Origin of the sequence: Haemophilus paraphrohaemolyticus, from assembly GCF_002015045.1 — a bacterium.
Taxonomy (GTDB): domain Bacteria; phylum Pseudomonadota; class Gammaproteobacteria; order Enterobacterales; family Pasteurellaceae; genus Haemophilus_A; species Haemophilus_A paraphrohaemolyticus.
This window is the reverse complement of the sequence record NZ_MUXX01000004.1, coordinates 78,845-99,471: the sequence shown is the minus strand read 5'-3', so window position 1 is coordinate 99,471 and position 20,627 is coordinate 78,845. Positions and strand designations below refer to the sequence as shown.

18 protein-coding genes and 3 tRNA genes are annotated in these 20,627 nt (G+C 43.2%); 7 read left to right on the top strand and 14 right to left on the bottom strand.

Going from position 1 to position 20,627, the window contains the following annotated elements:
* Positions 1-119 precede the first annotated feature (119 nt).
* Together murI and asnA are read right to left on the bottom strand one after the other, a co-directional pair.
* Positions 120-914, bottom strand: coding sequence for a glutamate racemase (gene murI / locus B0184_RS03800; protein ID WP_005708639.1), 795 nt, complete (start codon positions 912-914; stop codon positions 120-122).
* A 103-nt stretch (positions 915-1,017) separates the two neighbouring features.
* Positions 1,018-2,010 (bottom strand): aspartate--ammonia ligase, encoded by a 993-nt coding sequence (asnA, locus tag B0184_RS03795; protein ID WP_005708647.1) that lies wholly within the window; start codon positions 2,008-2,010, stop codon positions 1,018-1,020.
* 190 nt (positions 2,011-2,200) lie between these two features.
* Between asnA and asnC the strand changes: the two genes are divergently transcribed.
* Positions 2,201-2,665, top strand: a complete 465-nt coding sequence (gene asnC / locus B0184_RS03790; protein ID WP_005708649.1) for a transcriptional regulator AsnC — start codon at positions 2,201-2,203, stop codon at positions 2,663-2,665.
* Between the two features lie 56 nt (positions 2,666-2,721).
* Here asnC and trkA read toward each other — a convergent pair whose 3' ends face one another.
* The 3 genes from trkA to selB form a co-directional block, all read right to left on the bottom strand.
* Positions 2,722-4,098: a Trk system potassium transporter TrkA gene (gene trkA, locus B0184_RS03785; protein WP_039851327.1), complete on the bottom strand. Its 1,377-nt coding sequence runs from the start codon at positions 4,096-4,098 to the stop codon at positions 2,722-2,724.
* Positions 4,099-4,213: 115 nt separating this feature from the next.
* Entirely contained in the window at positions 4,214-5,512 is a 1,299-nt protein-coding gene (rsmB, locus tag B0184_RS03780) for a 16S rRNA (cytosine(967)-C(5))-methyltransferase RsmB (protein ID WP_039851332.1), read from the bottom strand.
* A 49-nt stretch (positions 5,513-5,561) separates the two neighbouring features.
* Positions 5,562-7,430 (bottom strand): selenocysteine-specific translation elongation factor, encoded by a 1,869-nt coding sequence (selB, locus tag B0184_RS03775; RefSeq protein ID WP_005708654.1) that lies wholly within the window; start codon positions 7,428-7,430, stop codon positions 5,562-5,564.
* A 121-nt stretch (positions 7,431-7,551) separates the two neighbouring features.
* Here selB and proS point away from each other — a divergent pair, with 121 nt between their 5' ends.
* The 5 genes from proS (at position 7,552) to glmS (ending at position 13,668) form a co-directional block, all read left to right on the top strand.
* Positions 7,552-9,267: a proline--tRNA ligase gene (gene proS, locus B0184_RS03770; protein ID WP_005708665.1), complete on the top strand. Its 1,716-nt coding sequence runs from the start codon at positions 7,552-7,554 to the stop codon at positions 9,265-9,267.
* A 56-nt stretch (positions 9,268-9,323) separates the two neighbouring features.
* Entirely contained in the window at positions 9,324-9,956 is a 633-nt protein-coding gene (locus B0184_RS03765; RefSeq protein WP_005708651.1) for a hypothetical protein, read from the top strand.
* Positions 9,957-9,958: 2 nt separating this feature from the next.
* Positions 9,959-10,651, top strand: coding sequence for a hypothetical protein (locus B0184_RS03760; protein WP_226397032.1), 693 nt, complete (start codon positions 9,959-9,961; stop codon positions 10,649-10,651).
* Between the two features lie 277 nt (positions 10,652-10,928).
* Positions 10,929-11,693 (top strand): DeoR/GlpR family DNA-binding transcription regulator, encoded by a 765-nt coding sequence (locus B0184_RS03755; protein ID WP_005708662.1) that lies wholly within the window; start codon positions 10,929-10,931, stop codon positions 11,691-11,693.
* Positions 11,694-11,847: 154 nt separating this feature from the next.
* Entirely contained in the window at positions 11,848-13,668 is a 1,821-nt protein-coding gene (gene glmS, locus B0184_RS03750) for a glutamine--fructose-6-phosphate transaminase (isomerizing) (protein ID WP_005708652.1), read from the top strand.
* Positions 13,669-13,742: 74 nt separating this feature from the next.
* On the opposite strand, the gene B0184_RS03745 is transcribed toward glmS, so the two are convergent.
* Positions 13,743-13,922, bottom strand: a complete 180-nt coding sequence (locus B0184_RS03745; protein WP_371510915.1) for a glycine zipper 2TM domain-containing protein — start codon at positions 13,920-13,922, stop codon at positions 13,743-13,745.
* A gap of 181 nt (positions 13,923-14,103) precedes the next feature.
* On the opposite strand from B0184_RS03745, the gene recG reads away from it, so the two are divergent.
* Positions 14,104-16,185, top strand: a complete 2,082-nt coding sequence (gene recG / locus B0184_RS03740; RefSeq protein ID WP_039851333.1) for an ATP-dependent DNA helicase RecG — start codon at positions 14,104-14,106, stop codon at positions 16,183-16,185.
* 70 nt (positions 16,186-16,255) lie between these two features.
* Here the strand turns inward: recG and B0184_RS03735 are convergent, their stop codons facing one another.
* The 8 genes from B0184_RS03735 to trmD form a co-directional block, all read right to left on the bottom strand.
* Positions 16,256-17,251, bottom strand: coding sequence for a DNA polymerase III subunit delta' (locus B0184_RS03735; protein ID WP_005708641.1), 996 nt, complete (start codon positions 17,249-17,251; stop codon positions 16,256-16,258).
* Complete coding sequence (tmk, locus tag B0184_RS03730) at positions 17,248-17,877, bottom strand: dTMP kinase (RefSeq protein WP_039851334.1); 630 nt, start codon at positions 17,875-17,877, stop codon at positions 17,248-17,250. The genes B0184_RS03735 and tmk overlap by 4 nt, the downstream gene beginning before the upstream one ends.
* 14 nt (positions 17,878-17,891) lie before the next feature.
* The gene (gene mltG / locus B0184_RS03725) at positions 17,892-18,929 is read right to left on the bottom strand and encodes an endolytic transglycosylase MltG (RefSeq protein ID WP_039851330.1); all 1,038 of its coding nucleotides are present in this window, start codon (positions 18,927-18,929) and stop codon (positions 17,892-17,894) included.
* Positions 18,930-19,033: 104 nt separating this feature from the next.
* A tRNA-Lys gene (locus tag B0184_RS03720) sits at positions 19,034-19,109 on the bottom strand.
* A 19-nt stretch (positions 19,110-19,128) separates the two neighbouring features.
* A tRNA-Lys gene (locus tag B0184_RS03715) sits at positions 19,129-19,204 on the bottom strand.
* Between the two features lie 23 nt (positions 19,205-19,227).
* Positions 19,228-19,303 (bottom strand) — tRNA-Lys (locus B0184_RS03710).
* 172 nt (positions 19,304-19,475) lie between these two features.
* Positions 19,476-19,826 (bottom strand): 50S ribosomal protein L19, encoded by a 351-nt coding sequence (rplS, locus tag B0184_RS03705; protein WP_005706147.1) that lies wholly within the window; start codon positions 19,824-19,826, stop codon positions 19,476-19,478.
* 25 nt (positions 19,827-19,851) lie between these two features.
* The gene (gene trmD, locus B0184_RS03700; protein WP_005708636.1) at positions 19,852-20,607 is read right to left on the bottom strand and encodes a tRNA (guanosine(37)-N1)-methyltransferase TrmD; all 756 of its coding nucleotides are present in this window, start codon (positions 20,605-20,607) and stop codon (positions 19,852-19,854) included.
* Positions 20,608-20,627: the final 20 nt, after the last annotated feature.

Sequence of the window (20,627 nt, the reverse complement as noted above, 5' to 3'; positions counted from 1 at the left end):
ATAGAGAAAAATAAAACTCATGCAAGCGTTTTTTGCAAAAAATTTTAAAAAATTTACCGCTTGTTGAAACTTTATGCGAAAAGTATGAATAACCATCCATTTTTGCTGTTTTTCTAGTGTTAAATCTCAATCACATTTAAGCTTTCAAAACCCCACTGTTTTAAAATTTTCTCGCGCTCGGCAAAATCATCGGTCAATTTTGTGCAGAATGCCTGATTTTTTGCGTCCTGTTTGCCATTAAAATTAGATTTTTCGGCAATTAACGACTTCACTCGTTTCGCAATCGCCTCGCCCGAATCGACAAAAAACTTCACTGTTGGTAACACCTGCTGCAATTCGGCTTTTAAAAAAGGAAAATGCGTACAGCCCAAAATCACTGTATCCAATTTTGAATGCACTTTCCACTCTTTCACGCAATCAGCCAAAGCATCTACATCTACTTTGCCATTCAATAATTTTTCTTCAGCGAGTTCCACAATTTTTGTCTGCCCAATCTTTTCTACCTCACAATCCGAAGCATATTTCTGAATCAAATCCAACACATAAGGACGTTTGATCGTCCCAACCGTCGCCAATAGACCGATCGTTTTTGTCTCAGATATTGTCGCCGCAGGCTTTATCGCAGGCACGGTTCCCACAATTGGGAAAGTAAAATTTGCTCGCAAAGCAGGCAATACCACCGTGCTTGCCGTGTTACACGCTACTACCACCAAATCAAGCGGTTGTTTTTCTGCAATCTTTTGCACAATTTTGACCGCTTGTGTAATCAGCTCTTGCTCCGATTTTTCCGAATAAGGGAACAACGCATTATCAAAGCAATATAAATAATGGGCATTAGGCAAGGCTTTTCGCACTTCATCATAAATCGTCAAGCCACCAATGCCCGAATCATATAAGAGAATAGTCGGTTTCATATTTTTTACTCAATAAATTCCCGCAAATGCTACTCTCTTCTCCCTTTTCGTTCAAGAAAAACAAAACCCTAGACGCTTGTCTGGGGCTTCATTCTCTTATCTATTAAAGAATATTTTGGAATTTCTCTAACATCGCTTTTGGCCATACACTTGATTGCACTTCACCAATGTGTTGTTTGCGAAGTAAGAACATCGCCAAGCGAGATTGGCCAATACCACCACCGATGGTTAAAGGTAATTTACCCGCAAGCAACTCTTTGTGCCAATCCATCTCTAAACGATCTTGGTCACCTGTGATTTCCACTTGTAAACGTAACGCTTTTTCATCCACGCGAATACCCATTGAAGAAAGCTCAAAAGCTGTGCCTAACTGATCATTCCATACCAAAATATCGCCGTTTAAACCTTTGTAACCGTTTTCCGATTCTGTTGTCCAGTCATCGTAGTCTGGTGCACGACCATCGTGCGGTTTACCATCCGATAATTTACCACCAATACCAATCAAGAACACCGCACCATATTCTTTACAAATCGCATTTTCACGCTCTTTACCTGATAAATCTGGGTAGCGTTTCACTAAATCCTCACTGTGAATAAAGGTGATTTGTTTTGGTAACACAGAAGAAATATCAAAACGTGCTTCCACGGCTAATTCAGTTAAACGGATTGCCTTGTAAATCTCGTTTACCGTTTCTTTTAAATAATCAAAATTGCGGCGACCTGCTGGAATCACTTTCTCCCAGTCCCACTGATCCACATAAACCGAGTGAGTTGGATCAAGCGAGTCTTCATCTGGACGAAGCGCTTTCATATGCACAAACAAACCTTCGCCTTCTTGGAAACCAAAACGACCGAGCGTGTGGCGTTTCCATTTCGCTAATGAATGTACCACCTCAAACGTTGCACCTGGAATACATTTCACATTTACTTGCACCGCTTTTTCGATCCCTGATAAGTTGTCTTGCATCCCATTGCCCACTTGGCTCAAAATCGGGCCTTGCACCTCAATCACGCCTAATTTATCGATTAAATATTGTGTAAACGTGTTTTTTACAAAGCTAATTTCGTTTTGTTGCAAAATAAATGATTTTTTCATCTGTTTCCTACCTTTTTCTATAAAATTTTGATGTTGTTTAACGGAATGGCGTTCAATTTAAAGGAATTATTAAAAAACTCAATCTTTTTTAGATGAATTCATAATAAAGTAAAAATAAGATTAGATATAATTTAATAATCTATGCTAAATTTTAAATATTATTTAATAAAATGTAAATTGTGAGGAAATTTTGACCGCTTTCAAACAACCCATAGACCAGCTCGATCAACAAATTTTACGTGCCTTAGTAAAAGATGCCAAAACGCCCTACACCGAAATTGCAAAGCAATCGGGTGTGAGTGCCGCAACTATCCACGTTCGCGTGGAAAAAATGCGACAATCTGGCGTGATCGAAGCGACACAACTCAAAATCAACGAACGCAAACTTGGCTACGATGTCTGCTGTTTTATCGGCATCATCCTCAAATCGGCAAAAGATTACGAAAAAGTGATCACCAAACTCAACGACTTCCCCGAAGTGGTCGAAGCTTACTACACCACGGGAAATTACTCCATTTTTATCAAAGTGATGACCCACACCATCGAAGAGCTACACCAAGTGCTTGCAGGAAAAATCCAAAGCATTGATGAGATTCAATCGACAGAAACCCTCATCTCGATGCAGAATCCGATTTTGCGAGGAATTTCTCCTTAATAAGGAATAACCAAAAGAAAACCGACCGCTTGGTCGGTTTTTTATGCATGGAGTCGCTATAAGAAAAACGAACTCACTTGGAACAGTTTTTCAATTTCGCTCACGTGTTTCTTGTCGTTTACAAACAAAATCACATGGTCTTCGGCTTGAATTTCAGTGGATTTATGAGCAATCATCACCTGATTATTTCGCACAATTGCCCCAACAATAGCCCCTTGTGGGAGCTTAAGTTCTCGTACTTTTCGCCCTACTACTTTGGAGGATTCCTCATCGCCGTGAGCAACCACTTCAATCCCTTCAGCTAAACCCTGTTTGAGTGAAACTACTTTCACAATATCGCCTTTACGCACATAGCTAGAAAGTGCAGAAATAGTCGATTGCTGTGGCGACATCGCAATATCAATCGTTCCGCCTTGAATTAAGTGCAAATAAGACATTCGTTGCACCAACACAATCGCTTTTTTCGCCCCTAAACGTTTTGCCAACAGTGCCGCCATAATATTTGCTTCGTCATCACTCGTCAGGGCAAGAAACAAGTCGATATTTTCGATGTGCTCTTCAAACAACAATTCTTGATCCGAGGCATCGCCTTGCAATACCAACGCCTTTTCCAATTTGGCAGAAAGCATTTCCGCTTTTTCACGGTTGCGTTCGATGATTTTCACGCTACACTGATTTTCCAAATCCTTCGCCAAACCCAAACCGATTGTACCACCACCCACAATCATCACCCGCTTATGCGGACGTTCTAAGCGTTGCAATTCACTCATAATCGCCTTGATATTTTGCGTTTCACAGATAAAGAAAATTTCATCACCTGCTTCGATAATAGTTGAACCTTGCGGGATAATGGCACGATCTTGGCGGAAAATTGCCACAATGCGAGCCTCAATATAAGGCAAATGATCGTTCAAAGCGGAAATCGGATAGCCCACCAACGGGCCGCCATAATAGGCTTTCGCACTCACTAGGCTGACTAAATCATCGGCAAAATGCGCCACCTGCAACGCCCCAGGATAGTTAATCAGACGTAAAATATCCTTTTGCACCAACAATTCAGGGGCAATCACGTGGTCTATCGGCAAATTGTCGTTGCCGAACAGATTTTCACGCTCACGCACATAGTCACTATTACGAATTCGCACAATCTTAGTCGGCACTTTGAACAAACTATAAGCGACTTGACTGGCGATCATGTTGATTTCATCGCTATCAGTTACCGCCACCAGCATATCTGCATCGTTCGCCCCTGCTTGTCGCAAAATACGCGGCGACGCCCCATTGCCTTTTAACACACGTAAATCGTGCTTTTCCTGTAATTTATCAAGCAAATCTTGGCGATCATCAATCAGCGTGATGTCGTTTTCGTCATTAGAAAGCGAAGCAGCCAACGTTGAACCCACCTGCCCCGCTCCGAGGATGATTATTTTCATAGATAATTTGTTGTAGTTGTAGGGGGTGTGGATTGTAAATCCACGCACACTTTTGCATTTTGTTATGAAAAACCTACCGCTTGCGTGCGTGAACTTCGTCCGCACGCACTACGAGTTAGCCAATTTTTCTCAACTTCGCATAAAAGAATCCATCTCCGCCATTAGGTTGTGGGAAGAATTGTTTTTCGGTCACTTTTTCACCGTGAAAATCCATCTCTACCGATTCGGCATCCGAGTGATTTTCAAGGAAACGTTGAATTTGCAAGCTGTTCTCTTCTGGCAAAATCGAGCAAGTCGCATAAAGCAAAATGCCGTTTGGTTTTAATCTTGCCCAAAGTGCCTCTAAAATCTTGGCTTGCAAGCTGGCAAGTTCAGTAATGTCCGCTTCTTTGCGAAGCCATTTAATATCAGGATGACGACGAATCACCCCCGTTGCCGAACAAGGTGCATCAAGCAAAATGCGGTCAAACATCACGCCTTTTTCAAGCCATGTATCAGGCTCGCTCGCATCGCCACAAATCACCGTCGCAGTTTGGTTGAGGCGCGCTAAATTCTCACGCACACGTTTCAAGCGATTTTCTTCAATATCTAACGCAAAAACGACCGCTTGTGGGGATCTTTCTAAAATATGCGTGGTTTTGCCACCAGGCGCGGCACAAGCGTCTAAAATTGTCTCATTATTTTGAGCATTCAAGAGTTCTGCTGACCATTGTGCGTGAGCATCTTGCACCGTCGCCCATCCTTGTTCGAAGTGAGGCAATTGGTTTACCGACACTGGATTCTCAAGCAAAATGGCACAATCAGGCACGCAAGCGGTCGGATTTTCACGTTGATTTGCCAACTCGCCCAATAAAGCCACATAATCTTTCGGCTGAACATGCTGCACATTGGCACGAACCCACATCGGTGGACGCTGATTATTCGCCTCTACAATTTCACGCCAATGCGGATAGGCTTTTTTAATTTTATTCACAAACCATTCAGGGTGAAGCGTTTGCCAATGTTTATCGACTACAGCAAGAATTTGCTCTTGCTCACGCAGGAAACGACGCAACACACCGTTGGTTAAGGCACGGAAGCTATCGAGCTTCAGCGTTTTAGTCGCATTCACTACTTCATCTACTGCCGCGTGAGCTGGCACACGCATATAAAGCAGTTGATACAACCCAACCAACAGCAGGCAATGCACCAAGCGAGTTTTACCCTTGAGCGGTTTTTCCACTAATTGCTTGATGATGCTTTCCAAACGAGGTAACACACGACAGATGCCAAACGTCATCTCTTGCACCAGCGGTAAATCTTTTGGCTCAAGCTGATGTTGAGCTTCAGGGATGAGGGTAGAAAGCGACTTCCCCTGATCCAACACCTCTAAAATAATTTGTGCGGCAACCGCACGAGGGGATTTTTTTTTCATCATATATTTTTCTAAGAAACTTCTCCTCCTTAGCAAAGAGGGGGCAATATTAAAAACTCTCCACATCCCTCAACAGATGCACATTGCCTTTACGACGGAGAAAACCTGTGCGGTCGAAATACTCCATCAATTGCACCGTGAGCTTACGCCCATATTGCAATTCATCGCGTAATTGATTAACCGAAATCTCGCCATGAGCTTGCACGAATGCCTTAATCCAGCTTGCAAATTGTTGGATTTGTTCAGTGAGCAAAAAGCGGTCTTTCACAATCGGCACGGCATAGCCTAATTTTCCTGCTTTGTAGAGCAAGTTTCGCATCTCAGTTTCATCCGCATGGAGTTCAGAAGCAATATCTCGCACCCAAAGTGCTTGGTTAGTTGCTTCAAAAAGCGGTCGAATTTGCTGCCAAATTTGCAATTCTGCAGCCGAGAATTCAATGCGATGATCAGGTAAATGCAACCAACCACGCGTTTGAGCAAGCTCGCCTTTTGCCACCAATTCATCCATTAACTGCAATGCTAAAACTTCAGGCTGCTCAAGCACCGCCATTCGATATAAACGCGTTTTAGAAAGCCCGAGTTGATCTTGATGATTGGCGTGATATTCCGTTAGTTTCTCGACCATTCTTTGCTGGATTTGTTGCTTAAATTTGCAGGAGAAAATCCACTTATTGTAAACTATCGCATCTGTATTTTCAGGTAATTGGCTAGCAAAACACTGTTCTGCCCAAAGCAAGAAATCCAACGCCAAAGCACGATTTTGCAACATCAACGCCAGACGAGCATTGAAATCATCGCAAGCGGTTGTTTTTGCCAATTCATTGACAAAAGCAAGACGAGCTTCGCTACGTTTGTGGCGTTTAGGCGAATGAATCTCCAACACCTCCGCACTGCCAAGCGTTTGACGGTCATCGCCACTGCGGATAATCAATCTGTCGTTTACCGCAATGTGCAACGGCTCATCCAGCAAAATTTCTGCAAAATAATCGCCATTTTCCACCGCTTGTTTGGCGTTGAGCAAGCTCACTTTGCCCGTGATATGAGAAGCAAAATGGTAAAGATGGGCAACGGTGCTCTCTTTTAACGGCTGAATCACGTTGAACCGTACGGTAATGCGGTCAGTCGCAAAATGTGGAACGAGTTCGGTAATCCAATCACCACGCTGCACCTGCTCTTTTTCCACGTTCGCAATGTTGAGTGCCAAGCGTTGCCCCGCTAAACCAATTTCCGATGGGCTATTTTGAGCGTGAATGCCTTTTATCCGCACTTTTTGACCGCTTGAGAGATAAAATTCCGAGCCGATTTTGACCTGCCCCGCAACGGCTGTACCTGTAACCACCACGCCCGCACCTTTCACGGTAAACACGCGGTCAATCGCATAGCGGAACGGTTTGTCGGTCGCATTTTTGGCTTGTTCGTTTAGCGTAATAAGATGAGTTTTTAGTGTTTCAATGCCTTGCCCTGTATGTGCCGAAGTCACAAAAACAGGCGCTTCCGCCAAAAAAGGATAACGGCTCTGAATGGTTTGAATCAGTTGTTCAATTTGGCTTACTTCCGCACGATCCGCTTTGGTAATCACCAGCATAATGTGTGAAAAACGAAGCAATTTCAGAATCTCAAGATGCTCTTCGGTTTGCGGCTTAATGCCCTCTTCGGCGGAAACTACCAACAAAGCATGCTGAATACCGCCTACGCCTGCAAGCATATTCGACAAAAAGCGTTGATGCCCTGGCACATCGATAAAGCCAAGAATATCTTGCGTGCTATTTGGCATTTCAATTGGCAGATAAGCGTAGCCCAAATCAATGGTCAGCCCACGTTTTTTCTCTTCAGGTAAGTGAGCCGTGTTTGTGCCTGTTAAGGCTTGCAATAGTGCGGTTTTGCCGTGATCGACGTGACCTGCGGTAACAACAATCATCTTATTTCCTTGCTGAATTTCTGTATTTATTGTGGGCAATCATACCACACCCCGCCTTTTTACGCTAAAATAGCCCCATTTTTGCAGATAAATTTATTTACCATTTTTAATAGGAAAAACAATGCGTACAAGTCAATATTTATTCTCCACCCTTAAAGAAACGCCAAATGATGCACAGGTCGTAAGCCACCAATTAATGTTGCGTGCAGGTATGATTCGCCCAATGGCATCAGGTTTATATAACTGGTTGCCGACGGGTATTCGCGTATTGAAAAAAGTAGAAAAGATTATTCGCGAAGAGATGAACAAAGGTGGTGCAATTGAGGTATTAATGCCTGTGGTGCAGCCTGCAGAATTATGGGAAGAATCAGGCCGTTGGGAGCAATATGGTCCTGAGCTTCTTCGTTTTGAAGACCGCGGAAACCGTAACTTTGTACTTGGGCCAACTCACGAAGAAGTAATCACCGATTTAGTGCGTCGTGAAGTTTCTTCATATAAACAGCTTCCACTGAACTTATACCAAATTCAAACGAAATTCCGTGATGAAGTGCGTCCTCGTTTTGGCGTGATGCGTTCGCGTGAATTTATTATGAAAGATGCCTACTCTTTCCACACCACCCAAGAAAGTTTACAAGAAACCTATGATGTGATGTATCAAGTGTACAGTAACATTTTTAACCGTTTAGGCTTAGATTTCCGTGCGGTACAAGCGGATACGGGGTCTATTGGTGGTTCTGCTTCCCATGAGTTCCAAGTGTTAGCTTCAAGTGGTGAAGATGATGTTGTATTCTCAACAGAATCGGATTTTGCCGCGAATATTGAGCTTGCTGAGGCAGTAGCTATCGGTGAGCGTCAAGCACCAACCGCAGAAATGACATTGGTTGATACACCAAATGCGAAAACCATTGCGGAGTTGGTGGAGCAATTCAACTTGCCAATCGAGAAAACCGTGAAAACCTTGATTGTGAAAGGTGCAGACGAAAATCAACCGATTGTTGCGTTGATTATTCGCGGCGACCACGAATTAAACGAAATCAAAGCACAAAAACATCCGTTAGTAGCAGATCCCCTTGAGTTTGCGGACGAAACTGAAATCAAAGCGAAAATTGGTGCGGGTGTGGGATCGTTAGGCGCGGTAAATCTTAATATTCCTGCAATTATTGACCGCACTGTGGCGTTAATGTCTGATTTTAGTTGTGGTGCGAATATCGACGGCAAACACTACTTCAACGTGAACTGGGAACGCGATGTAGTAATGCCAGAAGTATTTGATTTACGTAACGTAGTGGAAGGTGATCCAAGTCCGGATGGTAAAGGCACGCTTCAAATCAAACGCGGGATTGAAGTGGGTCACATTTTCCAACTGGGTAAAAAATACTCTGAAGCGATGAAAGCGACGGTTCAAGGCGAAGATGGTAAACCTCTTGTGATGACAATGGGCTGCTACGGTATTGGCGTAACTCGTGTGGTGGCTTCAGCGATTGAACAGCATCACGATGATCGCGGTATCATCTGGCCATCAGACGAAATCGCCCCATTCACTGTCGCCATTGTACCGATGAATATGCACAAATCGGAAAAGGTCCAAGCCTTCGCCGAAGAGCTTTACGCTACTTTAAAAGCACAAGGCGTAGACGTGATTTTTGACGACCGTAAAGAACGCCCAGGCGTGATGTTCGCCGATATGGAACTTATCGGCGTACCGCATATGGTGGTAATTGGCGAGAAAAATCTAGACAATGGCGAAATTGAATATAAGAACCGTCGTTCTGGTGAGAAACAGATGATTGCGAAAGAGCGGTTGTTAGGGTTTTTGAAAGAAAATGTGAAGGCGTAATATATTTAACGGCTAGGCTTTGCCTAGTCGTTTTTTTATCCAAAGAAGGGAGATATATGAAAAATAGATGGAAAACACTGATGCTTGCAATACTGCTTACAGGATGTGCAACAAAAGAAATCATCAATCCTCAAGAATATGACGCAACAAAACATGCCCGTATCCGAATCTTTAATATAGGAAAGGATGGCGAAATCAATGTAAAAATCATGGATTGTGAAAAAGATAAGAAAGGAATACATCTTCGCCCTACCGGATGGTTTGGTGGTGGGCAACATCGAATAGGTATGACTCAAACCGAGGACTCAGATATCGCTCAGAAGGAAAATTATACGTTTAGAGAATACGTCATTCCCACGGATAAAATAATCAATCTTACCCCATCGCATCAAATCAGTAAAGCTGTTTGCCGCGTTGCGGGAAAACCTTGCCAGACTGAAACAACACAATTATGCCAGTATGGTCCAATTACGGGCTATGATACTATTCGAAAATTTCTGATAAAAACCATTACTTTGGGTGCCACCGATGGAGGAGAACGCCAAGATGATCGTGCATCATTTATCCCTAAAGCCGGGCATCAATATGAAATTAAGCCAATGGGGTGCTCAGTTGTTTTGAAAGATATTACTGAGGAAAACATCACAAACGTTTCACTTTCCCCATACTACAAATGTCCCACAAAATAACAATGAAAAAACTTTATCTTATTTTAATTTGCTTGCTCACGAGTTGCGTTATCCATATTAACAAACCCATAAAAACCACAGAAAAAATTTATGCCTTTATGATTGAAAAAAATAAAATTTATCTGATAGGTGAGCAGTCGGACTATCTTTTACAAAATCAAGATGTTGAAGCAATGCAACATTTCTTGACTAGCCCTTATGCAAAACAAACACTCTTTTTTACAATGAAATTAGATAGCCTTGATAATGAGGTCACTGGCGAATACACCGTTTATTTAGATGAAAGCAAATATAGTAAAGAGGAAAAAGAGCAGTTGCAAAAGCAATATTGGTTTAATCCTATTAGCTATATTCATTCGGATTTCTTATCCGCAGTAAAACTTAGAAATCCGAACTGGAAAGCTAATCAGCCAGCATTAAAACGGCAATACCGAGCATTTGGAAAGCGAATTCGCTTTAATAATAGAGATGAAATAATCAGTAAATTTTCAATGCCTGAACCAATTGAAATTTCTTTAGTGCGAAGAACATCACATAAAGAAGTTATAGCCGATGATATCGCCTTAGAACTGACAACTATAACGTTATCAATGCCTGTTTATGTAGCTTATACAACATTAACTACTGCATTTGTTGCACCCATTGCAGTAACACAAGGTATTATTTATATTTTAAATAAACAATCTAAGAAGTAACCTACAAAAAACCGACCAATCGACCGGTTTTCTTTTTAATTTTGCAATTATGCCAACACTACTTCAACGTCAATTAGGAAGGTAATGTGGCAATGTCTGCAATGTTCGACTTACTCAAATAAGGGAGCGTTTTTGAAAAAGGGTGTGAAGGCGTAATATTGCTTTGAATGTAAAAACAATGGCTAGGCAACCCCTAGCCATTTTTTATGCTTGCAAGCGGTTAAAATTTCATTATAATTCGCAAAGTTTTGAATCGAAACTTAATGGTTTATAAATTATGTCAAAACGAAATACTCAACAACGCCGTCAGCTGATTGTTTCTATGCTGATGGAGCAAAATGAATTAAGCGTTGATTACCTTGCCCAGTTTTTTGATACCTCAGAAGTCACCATTCGCAAGGATTTACGGGTATTAGAAGAAGGCGGTTTTTTATTACGTCGCTATGGTGGAGCAATCAATATACCATCAGAATTGATGGAAGAAGAAAACAACGAAGAACAGCTTTCGAAACAAAAGTTAGCTATTGCCAAAGCGGCTTGTGAAATTATTTCTGATCACAATCGCATCATTATTGATAGCGGCAGCACCACTGGGGCGTTGGTAAAAGCCTTGAACCAAAAAGGCTTGGTAATTATGACCAATTCTCTTTCGCTTGCCAGCGAACTAACAACCTTGGAATGTGAACCAACAGTGTTAATGACAGGTGGAACTTGGGACTCACGTTCGGAATCCTTTCAAGGCAAAGTGGCAGAAAATGCCCTTCGTTCTTATGATTTTGACCAGCTTTTTATTGGGGCTGATGGATTAGATTTAGAACGAGGCACAACGACATTCAATGAGTTAGTCGGGTTAAGCCAAGTGATGGCAGAAGTGAGCCGTGAAGTAATTGTGTTAATCGAATCACAAAAGATCGGAAGAAAAATGCCCAATGTGGAACTTGATTGGTCGAAGATTGACAAAATCATCACTGATAGCCAATTAAGTTACGAAACGAAAGTTTTGATTGAACAAAACGGCGTAGAAGTGATTGTGGCGAAATAGTACTTATTTTATCGTGTATTTTCTCCGTTAATTACTACTGCCAAATCTCCCCTCCCCCTCTTTGCTAAAGAGGGGGAAAGGAGATTTGGCAGAAAAAAACGAAGAAATCTATAAATTTAAACTCAAATTAAACAAACATTAGGAAATAAAATTTATGTGTGGAATTGTCGGTGCGGTAGCACAACGTGATGTAGCAGCAATTTTAGTCGATGGATTACACCGCTTAGAGTATCGTGGTTACGACTCTGCAGGCGTGGCGGTTTTAGGAGCGGATAAATCAATGCAAATCCTCCGTCGTGTAGGTAAAGTAAAAGCCTTAGACGACGCGTTAGAAGCTAAACCATTATTAGGCGGCACCGGGATCGCACACACCCGCTGGGCAACCCACGGTGAACCCTCCGAAACCAATGCACACCCACACCGTTCAGGCAAAATTGCTGTTGTTCACAACGGTATTATCGAAAACTACGAAGAATTACGCGCAGAATTACAAGCACGCGGTTATGTGTTCCAATCGCAAACCGACACTGAAGTTATCGCTCACTTGGTTGAATGGGAATTCCGCACGTCAAATTCTTTATTAGACGCCGTACAAAAAACCGTGAAACAACTCCGCGGCGCATACGGCACAGTGGTATTAAATGAAGAAGAGCCAGAGCATTTAATTGTAGCACGTTCAGGCTCTCCGCTGGTTATCGGTTACGGCATCGGCGAAAACTTCCTTGCTTCTGACCCTCTTGCACTATTAAGCGTAACCCACCGTTTCGCTTACTTAGAAGAAGGCGACGTGGCGGAAATTACCCGCACTTCAGTTGATATTTACGACCGCGAAGGCAACAAAGTTGAACGTGAAATTCACGAAGGCAACTTCGAACAAGATGCAGCAGACAAAGGCCCATACCGCCACTATATGCAGAAAGAAATCTTCGAGCAACCTGTGGCAATTATGAATACGTTAGACGGTCGCATCAAAGAAGGAAAAGTGAATTTAGAAGCCATTGCACCAAATGCGGCAGAGATTTTATCAAAAGTAGAACACATTCAAATCGTGGCTTGCGGTACGTCTTACAACGCTGGTATGGTGGCACGTTACTGGTTAGAATCGATCGCAGGCGTGGCGTGTGATGTGGAAATTGCCTCTGAATTCCGCTACCGCAAATTTGTAACGCGTGCAAATAGCTTGCTGGTAACCATCTCACAATCAGGTGAAACTGCAGATACTTTAGCAGCATTACGCTTGGCGAAAGAGTCGGGCTTTATGGCGGCAATGACCATCTGTAACGTGGCAACCTCTTCATTAGTTCGCGAATCAGATTTCGCCTTTATGACTCGTGCGGGCGTGGAAGTGGGCGTAGCTTCAACCAAAGCTTTCACAACCCAATTAACCTGTTTATTACTTTTAACGGCGGCATTAGGTCGCTTAAAAGGCAACGTTTCAGCAGTGCAAGAAGCAGATATCGTTCACGCATTGCAACGTTTACCCGCGTTAATTGAAGCCGCATTAACACACGAAAAAGAGATCGAAAAACTTTCAGAAGACTTTGCAGATAAACAACACAGTTTATTCTTAGGCCGTGGCGAATTCTACCCAATCGCAATGGAATCTGCGTTGAAATTAAAAGAGATTTCATACATTCACGCTGAAGCCTATGCCGCGGGCGAATTAAAACACGGACCGTTAGCATTAATCGACAGCGAAATGCCAGTGATTGTCGTTGCCCCTGAAAATGATTTGCTCGAAAAAGTGAAATCAAACATTGAAGAAGTGAAAGCACGCGGTGGTCAATTATTCATCTTCGCCGACCTCGATGCAGGTTTGGGCTACAAAACGTTAGTGTTCCCGAAAGTGGACGAAGTCACTGCACCAATTTTCTACACCGTGCCACTACAACTACTTTCTTACCACGTTGCACTAATTAAAGGGACTGATGTCGATCAACCGCGTAATTTGGCGAAGTCTGTGACAGTTGAGTAATCTGGAAGAGTAAAAAAAGCGGTCATTTTTCTTATGCAATTTGCAAAATGCGTGGGAAAAATGACCGCTTTACATTACTTAATTTGGCTACCAATCACGCCACCTAAAGCAGCTCCGCCTAAGGTTGCACCTGTTGATTCACCAATAACATGCCCCGCAACACCACCAATGGCTGCACCAATCGCTGTGTTGCGTTGTTGTTTATTTAGGTTGCTACAAGCAGCAATGCCCATCACTAAACTTAAGACAAACATTTTAGAGATTAATTTCATTTTTTATTCCTTATCAATCGGCGTGAAATTACGCATTCATTAAGATGATCAACCGAGAAATAAGTTCTTAAAAAGCACAAATTTCTGAGAAAACTTGTATAAATTTCCAGCCTTCTTTATAATTCCACTCCATCAAGCGGTTATTTTTAACAACATTTTTGCAATGAATACTCAACTTTTAGACGGTGTGCCACTCACGAGCCTTTCAGGCGTAGGGGCTGCTATCGCGGAAAAACTTAGTCGAATTGGTATCAACAATGTGCAAGATCTGCTCTTCCATCTACCGATGCGGTATGAGGATCGTACGAGGATTACACCAATTTCCGATATTCTCCCCGAGAGTTTTGCCACTATTGAAGGCTATGTGCAGCATACTGAAGTGCAGTTTGGGCGTCGTCCAATTTTATCAGTCACGCTTTCCGATGGCACGAGCAAAATTATGCTCAAGTTCTTCAATTTTAATGCAGGAATGAAAAATAGCCTTGCCGTGGGCGTGCGCGTGAAAGCCTTTGGTGAGATTAAACGCGGGCGTTATATGGCGGAAATCCATCACCCCGAATATCAAATTATTCGCAATAATCAACCGCTTGAATTGGCTGAAACGCTTACGCCGATTTATTCCACCACCGAAGGATTGAAACAGGCTTCACTGCGTAAAATGACCGAGCAAGCCTTGGCGGTATTGCAGAATGTGCAAGTCACCGAGCTGTTGCCTGAGCAATACAATCCACATCAATATAGCTTGAAAGAAGCATTGGCGTTGTTGCATCGCCCACCGCCGAGCGTATCAGCTGAGGTATTAGAAAAAGGAGAGCATCCTGCTCAGAAACGGTTGATTTTTGAGGAACTTTTGGCACACAACCTCGCAATGCAGCAACTTCGCTTAGGCGTAAAACAACAATATGCCGAACCGTTAAGTTATAAAACCGATTTAAAACAACGCTTTTTGGAGAGCCTGCCATTCCAACCCACTAACGCCCAAAAACGCGTTACCGAAGATATTGAACGAGATTTAGCACAAGCGTCACCGATGATGCGATTGGTGCAAGGCGATGTAGGCTCGGGAAAAACCTTAGTCGCAGCACTTGCCGCACTCACCGCTATTGATAACGGCAAACAGGTTGCCTTGATGGCACCGACGGAAATTCTGGCTGAACAGCACGCTAATAACTTCGCCAATTGGCTTCGTCCGTTTGGGATTGAAGTCGGCTGGCTGGCGGGAAAAGTGAAAGGTAAAGCGAGGAATACCCAGCTGGAAGCGATCAAAAATGGCGATGTGCAGATGATTATTGGCACGCACGCCCTGTTCCAAGAAAGCGTAGAATTTAAGGACTTAGCGTTGATTATTATCGACGAGCAACACCGTTTTGGTGTGCATCAACGTTTGACGTTACGCGAAAAAGGAGCAAAAGCCGATCACTATCCACATCAACTGATTATGACTGCAACGCCAATTCCACGCACGCTAGCGATGACAGTTTATGCCGATTTAGATACGTCGATTATCGATGAATTGCCACCTGGGAGAACGCCTATTAAGACGGTGGCTATTTCAGAAGATCGCCGCTCTGAAATTGTGCAACGTGTTTATCAAGCCTGCAAAAATGAGAAACGCCAAGCCTATTGGGTTTGCACGCTTATTGATGAATCGGAAGTGTTAGAGGCTCAAGCTGCGGCAGCAATTGCTGAAGATTTACAACGAGCCTTGCCTGATTTGAGGATTAGTTTGGTACATGGACGAATGAAACCACAAGAAAAACAAGAAATAATGGCGGAATTTAAAGCCGCAAACATTGATTTGTTGGTAGCAACCACAGTGATTGAGGTAGGTGTGGACGTGCCGAATGCAAGCCTGATGATTATCGAAAACTCGGAGCGTTTGGGCTTAGCACAGCTGCATCAACTGCGAGGGCGCGTTGGTCGTGGGGCTACCGCTTCGCACTGTGTGCTGATGTATAAACCACCGCTAGGCAAAATTTCCAGTAAACGCCTGCAAGTGATGAGAGATAGCCAAGACGGCTTTTACATTGCAGAGAAAGATTTGGAAATTCGTGGCACAGGCGAAATTCTTGGCACGAAACAAACTGGTTCGGCGGAATTTAAAGTGGCAAATTTAATGCGAGACCGTAAGATGATTCCGCTGGTGCAACGTTACGCCAAGCAAATTATTGTCGAAAATCCACCGCTTGCCGAAGCGTTGATTAAACGTTGGTTGAATGAAAAGGCAGAATATACGAATGCGTAATTAAATTTCGCATTACTATAGCCCCTACTATACCTTTCAAAGCTATCTTCCACGAAATTGGTGTTGAATTTTAAAACACCTCCAACACCAATCTCGTTAAACCATTCGCCAACATCAATTCGACATTTACTGCATTGATTTCATTAATGTTTTTTTCAGTCTCACACAAGATGTCGTAGCCTTTAAGAAGTTGTTGAGCAGAAAGGGCATCGCTGAAAAGCCAAATGCCTTTGTCTAAATCATGATTCACCCAGCCGGTGGTCATTCCCATTTTGGCTTTGAGTGTATCGCTGAAAAAACTTTCTAGCCATTCCAATTGCGTCTCTACCTGCTCTTTTTCGAACTGACTGAGCAGTAAAAACGGATCGCGGTTTTTGTAGAAACGCCAGAAGGTTTGCAAGAAGGCTTTGCGGGCGGATAAGCGGTCGTTTTCTAAGAACGTTTTGCAAATCAGCGGGCGACCGTGACATAAACGCAAGGCAGTTTCGATGTCGGCTTCGCTAAATTGCGGGCACTGTATTTGTAGCCATTGCAAGGCGATGGGCGTTTCGGGAGCATGCAGCACCCAGGTTTGGCAACGGCTTTGGATAGTTGCCATCATTGGGGCTTGCAAATCAGTTTCCAGCAAGAAATAAACGCCGTCGTGCGGTTCTTCCAAGGTTTTTAGCAAGGCATTGCAACTCGCTTCAGTCAATCGTTCCGCTTGGCGAATATACACCACCACGTTGCCTTCTTGTTGGGCGAAACGTTGCAAAATCGCTAGCACTTCACGCACTTGATCTACGCCAATATCTCTGTTTTCAATCGGCTCAAGCTGGTGAAAATCGGGGTGGTTACCACTTTGTGCCAACAGACAACTTTTGCATTGATGGCAAGGCTCATTGCCATTTTTATTCTGGCAGAGCAACCAATGGGCAAAATGACGAATCAGTGCCTCACTGCCTAGCCCCGCTTCGGTTTTGAACAATAAGGCGTGATGCCCTCGCCCTTGGCTGAAAGGCTGGGTGATGTACGAATAAATCGCTTGCTGCCACGGGTAGAGCGACTGAAGAGAAATCACGGTCATTTTGCTTTTTTCACGAAATTTTCGACTGCTTGTTTGATGTCGGCAGTCACTTTCTCTAATGGTTGCTCGGCATCAATAATCACCGCTTTGTCGTTATTTTGGGTGAGTTCCAAATAGCGTTGATGCGTGCGATAGAAGAAATCTAAACTCTGTTGTTCAATGCGATCCAACTCACCACGACCACGCACGCGTTCAAGCCCTACAGCAGGATCAATGTCCAAATAGATCGTTAAATCTGGCTCAAAATCACCCAACACGGTACGTTTTAGGTTATCTAAAATTTTGCGGTCAATCTGGCGACCTCCACCCTGATACGCTTGCGATGACATATCGTGGCGATCACCTAGCACCCATTTTCCTTCGGCAAGGGCTGGTTTGATCACATTTTCTACCAACTGAACACGTGCTGCATAAAGCATCAATAATTCTGCTTTGTCGCAAATCGGCTCTTCTAAGTCGTGCTTAATCAAATGGCGTAATTTTTCTGCTAATGGCGTGCCGCCTGGCTCGCGCGTTAAAACCACATCGTTAATGCCCAGTTCGCTGAGTTGTGCCAAAATCGCTTGGTGCGCGGTCGATTTTCCCGCCCCTTCCAAGCCTTCTAACACGATAAATTTACCCCGTATCATCTTATTTTTCCCTATTTTTGTTCGGTTTGTTTACGTTCACGCTCAATTTTACGCCATTCTTTCACCGCTTGGTTATGTTCATTGAGTGAGCGGCTAAATTTATGTCCGCCCGCACCATCGGCAACAAAGAAAAAGTAAGGCGTGCTATCGGGCTGCGAAACGGCTTTTAATGCAGCTTCGCTTGGCATTGCAATCGGTGTTGGCGGTAAGCCATTGATGATGTAGGTGTTGTAAGGCGTCGCTTCTTGCAAATCTTTTTTGTAGATTTTACCATTATAACGCTCGCCCAGGCCATAAATCACTGTTGGATCGGTTTCTAATTTCCAGCCTTGTTTGAGGCGATTCACAAATACTGAAGCCACTTGCGGGCGTTCATTTGCCACGCCCGTCTCCTTTTCTACGATAGAGGCTAAAACCAGCATCTCATACGGATTTGCAAGCGGTAGATTTTCCGCTCGATTTTGCCAAGCTTCATCTAAGGCTTTTTGTTGCTTGTGGTAAGCACGTTTAAGGAGGTCAAAATCGCTCGAGTAAGGCACATAATTGTATGTGTCAGGCGAAATCCAGCCCTCTAATTTCTCGTGAGAAAGCCCAAGCATTTTGGCAATTTCAGCTTCACTTTTACCCGTTAAAGTTTGCTCTAAATAGCTAGCGTTGGCTAATTGCTCACGGAAAGTGTTGAAAGTTTTGCCCTCAATAAACTTCACATTGAGCTGTACTTCTTTGCTCGAATTAAGATGTTTGAGCAAATCTTCGACGGTTTTTAAATTATTTAGCGAATATACGCCTGCTTTAAAACGAGAGAGCCCAGGATTGAGGCGAATCAGATAAGGCAAAAGAGCAGCGTCATCGTGTTGCACAATGCCTTGCTCTTCCAGCTGTTTTGCCAATTTTTGGCTTGATGTGCCTTTTTCAACAATAAAAAATTGGTCGGCATGAATAGTTAAGGGATGATGGGCAAGATCATTGATTTTTTGGTAGCAATATCCGAACACACAGACGGCAACAATGGCTAACATGCCAAGTGAAAGTAGTATCTTTTTTCGCATAATTTAAAATGAATTTATAATCAGCTTGAAATTTTACTATAACCTATCCTAAAAATAGAAATGAAATTAGTAGATTTAACTTATAAAAAAGAGAATTTTTTAGATGGTGGGTCGTGAAGGATTCGAACCTTCGACCAACGGATTAAAAGTCCGCTGCTCTACCGACTGAGCTAACGACCCCAAAAGGGATATTCTAAAGTGGTGGGTCGTGAAGGATTCGAACCTTCGACCAACGGATTAAAAGTCCGCTGCTCTACCGACTGAGCTAACGACCCTTTAGAGAGTTGAGCAGTTTAAGTGGTGGGTCGTGAAGGATTCGAACCTTCGACCAACGGATTAAAAGTCCGCTGCTCTACCGACTGAGCTAACGACCCTTAATACTGCGTAACAGATACATATATTACTTGTTTTTTTAACAAGATCAAGATTTTTTTTGGGAATTACGGTTGATTGTATGCTTTGTAGGCTATTTGATGAAAAACAAATCCTTTAAAATAAAAACCTTGGGTTTCCCCAAGGTTTTTAAATTTCGCATTAAGCGACGGATTATGCACCCAAACGCTCTTTGATACGTGCAGATTTACCTGAACGCTCACGTAAGTAGTAAAGTTTGGCTTTACGTACCGCACCTTTACGTTTAACAGCAATGCTATCGATTGCAGGTGAGTGAGTTTGGAATACACGTTCAACCCCTACGCCGTTTGAAATTTTACGTAGAGTGAATGCAGAGTGCAAGCCACGGTTACGAATTGCAATAACCACGCCTTCGAACGCTTGCAAACGTTTTTTACTACCTTCTACTACCCATACCTTAACTTCTAATGTGTCACCTGGACGGAAGCTAGGTACGTTTTGTTTTAATTGTTCTGTTTCAAGTTGTTTGATGATGTTACTCATTTTAAAAACCTTCTAAATCCTAGAATTAACTGATTTTGTGTCGTTGCTTGATTTGTCGCAACAACTTCTGTTGTTCGTCAGTCAGAGCTAGGCTATCCAATAGCTCAGGGCGTCGTAACCACGTTCTCTCAAGCGATTGTTCCAACCGCCATTTGCGAATGTTTTCGTGGTGTCCCGACATCAGCACTTCTGGGACAGGCAAGCCATCTAATTCTTCAGGGCGGGTGTAATGTGGGCAATCTAATAACCCTTCTGCGAAGGAATCTTCCTGTGCAGAAGCCTGTTTACCTAACACTCCAGGCACGAATCGTGCAACGGCATCAATCAATGTCATTGCGGGCAATTCGCCTCCTGTGAGAACGTAATCTCCGATTGACCATTCCTCATCTACTTCGGTTTGAATCAATCGCTCATCAACCCCTTCATATCGTCCGCAGATTAAAATCAGCTTTTGATTAGAAGCCAGCATTTGCACGCCTTGTTGATCGAGCTTACGCCCTTGCGGAGAAAGATAAATCACTTTCGCCGCCATCCCATCTTCTTTACAAGCGGCTGTTTTTGCTGCGTGAATTGCATCTCGCAACGGCTGCACCATCATCAACATTCCCGGCCCACCGCCATAAGGTCGGTCGTCCACGGTTTTATGCTTATCATGGGTGAAATCACGCGGATTCCAACACTGCACTTGTAAAAGATTTTGTTTTACTGCTCTACCTGTGACCCCAAAATCGGTAATTGCTTTAAACATTTCGGGGAACAGTGAAATAATACCAATCCACATCGTCACTTCCTCAATGTTCT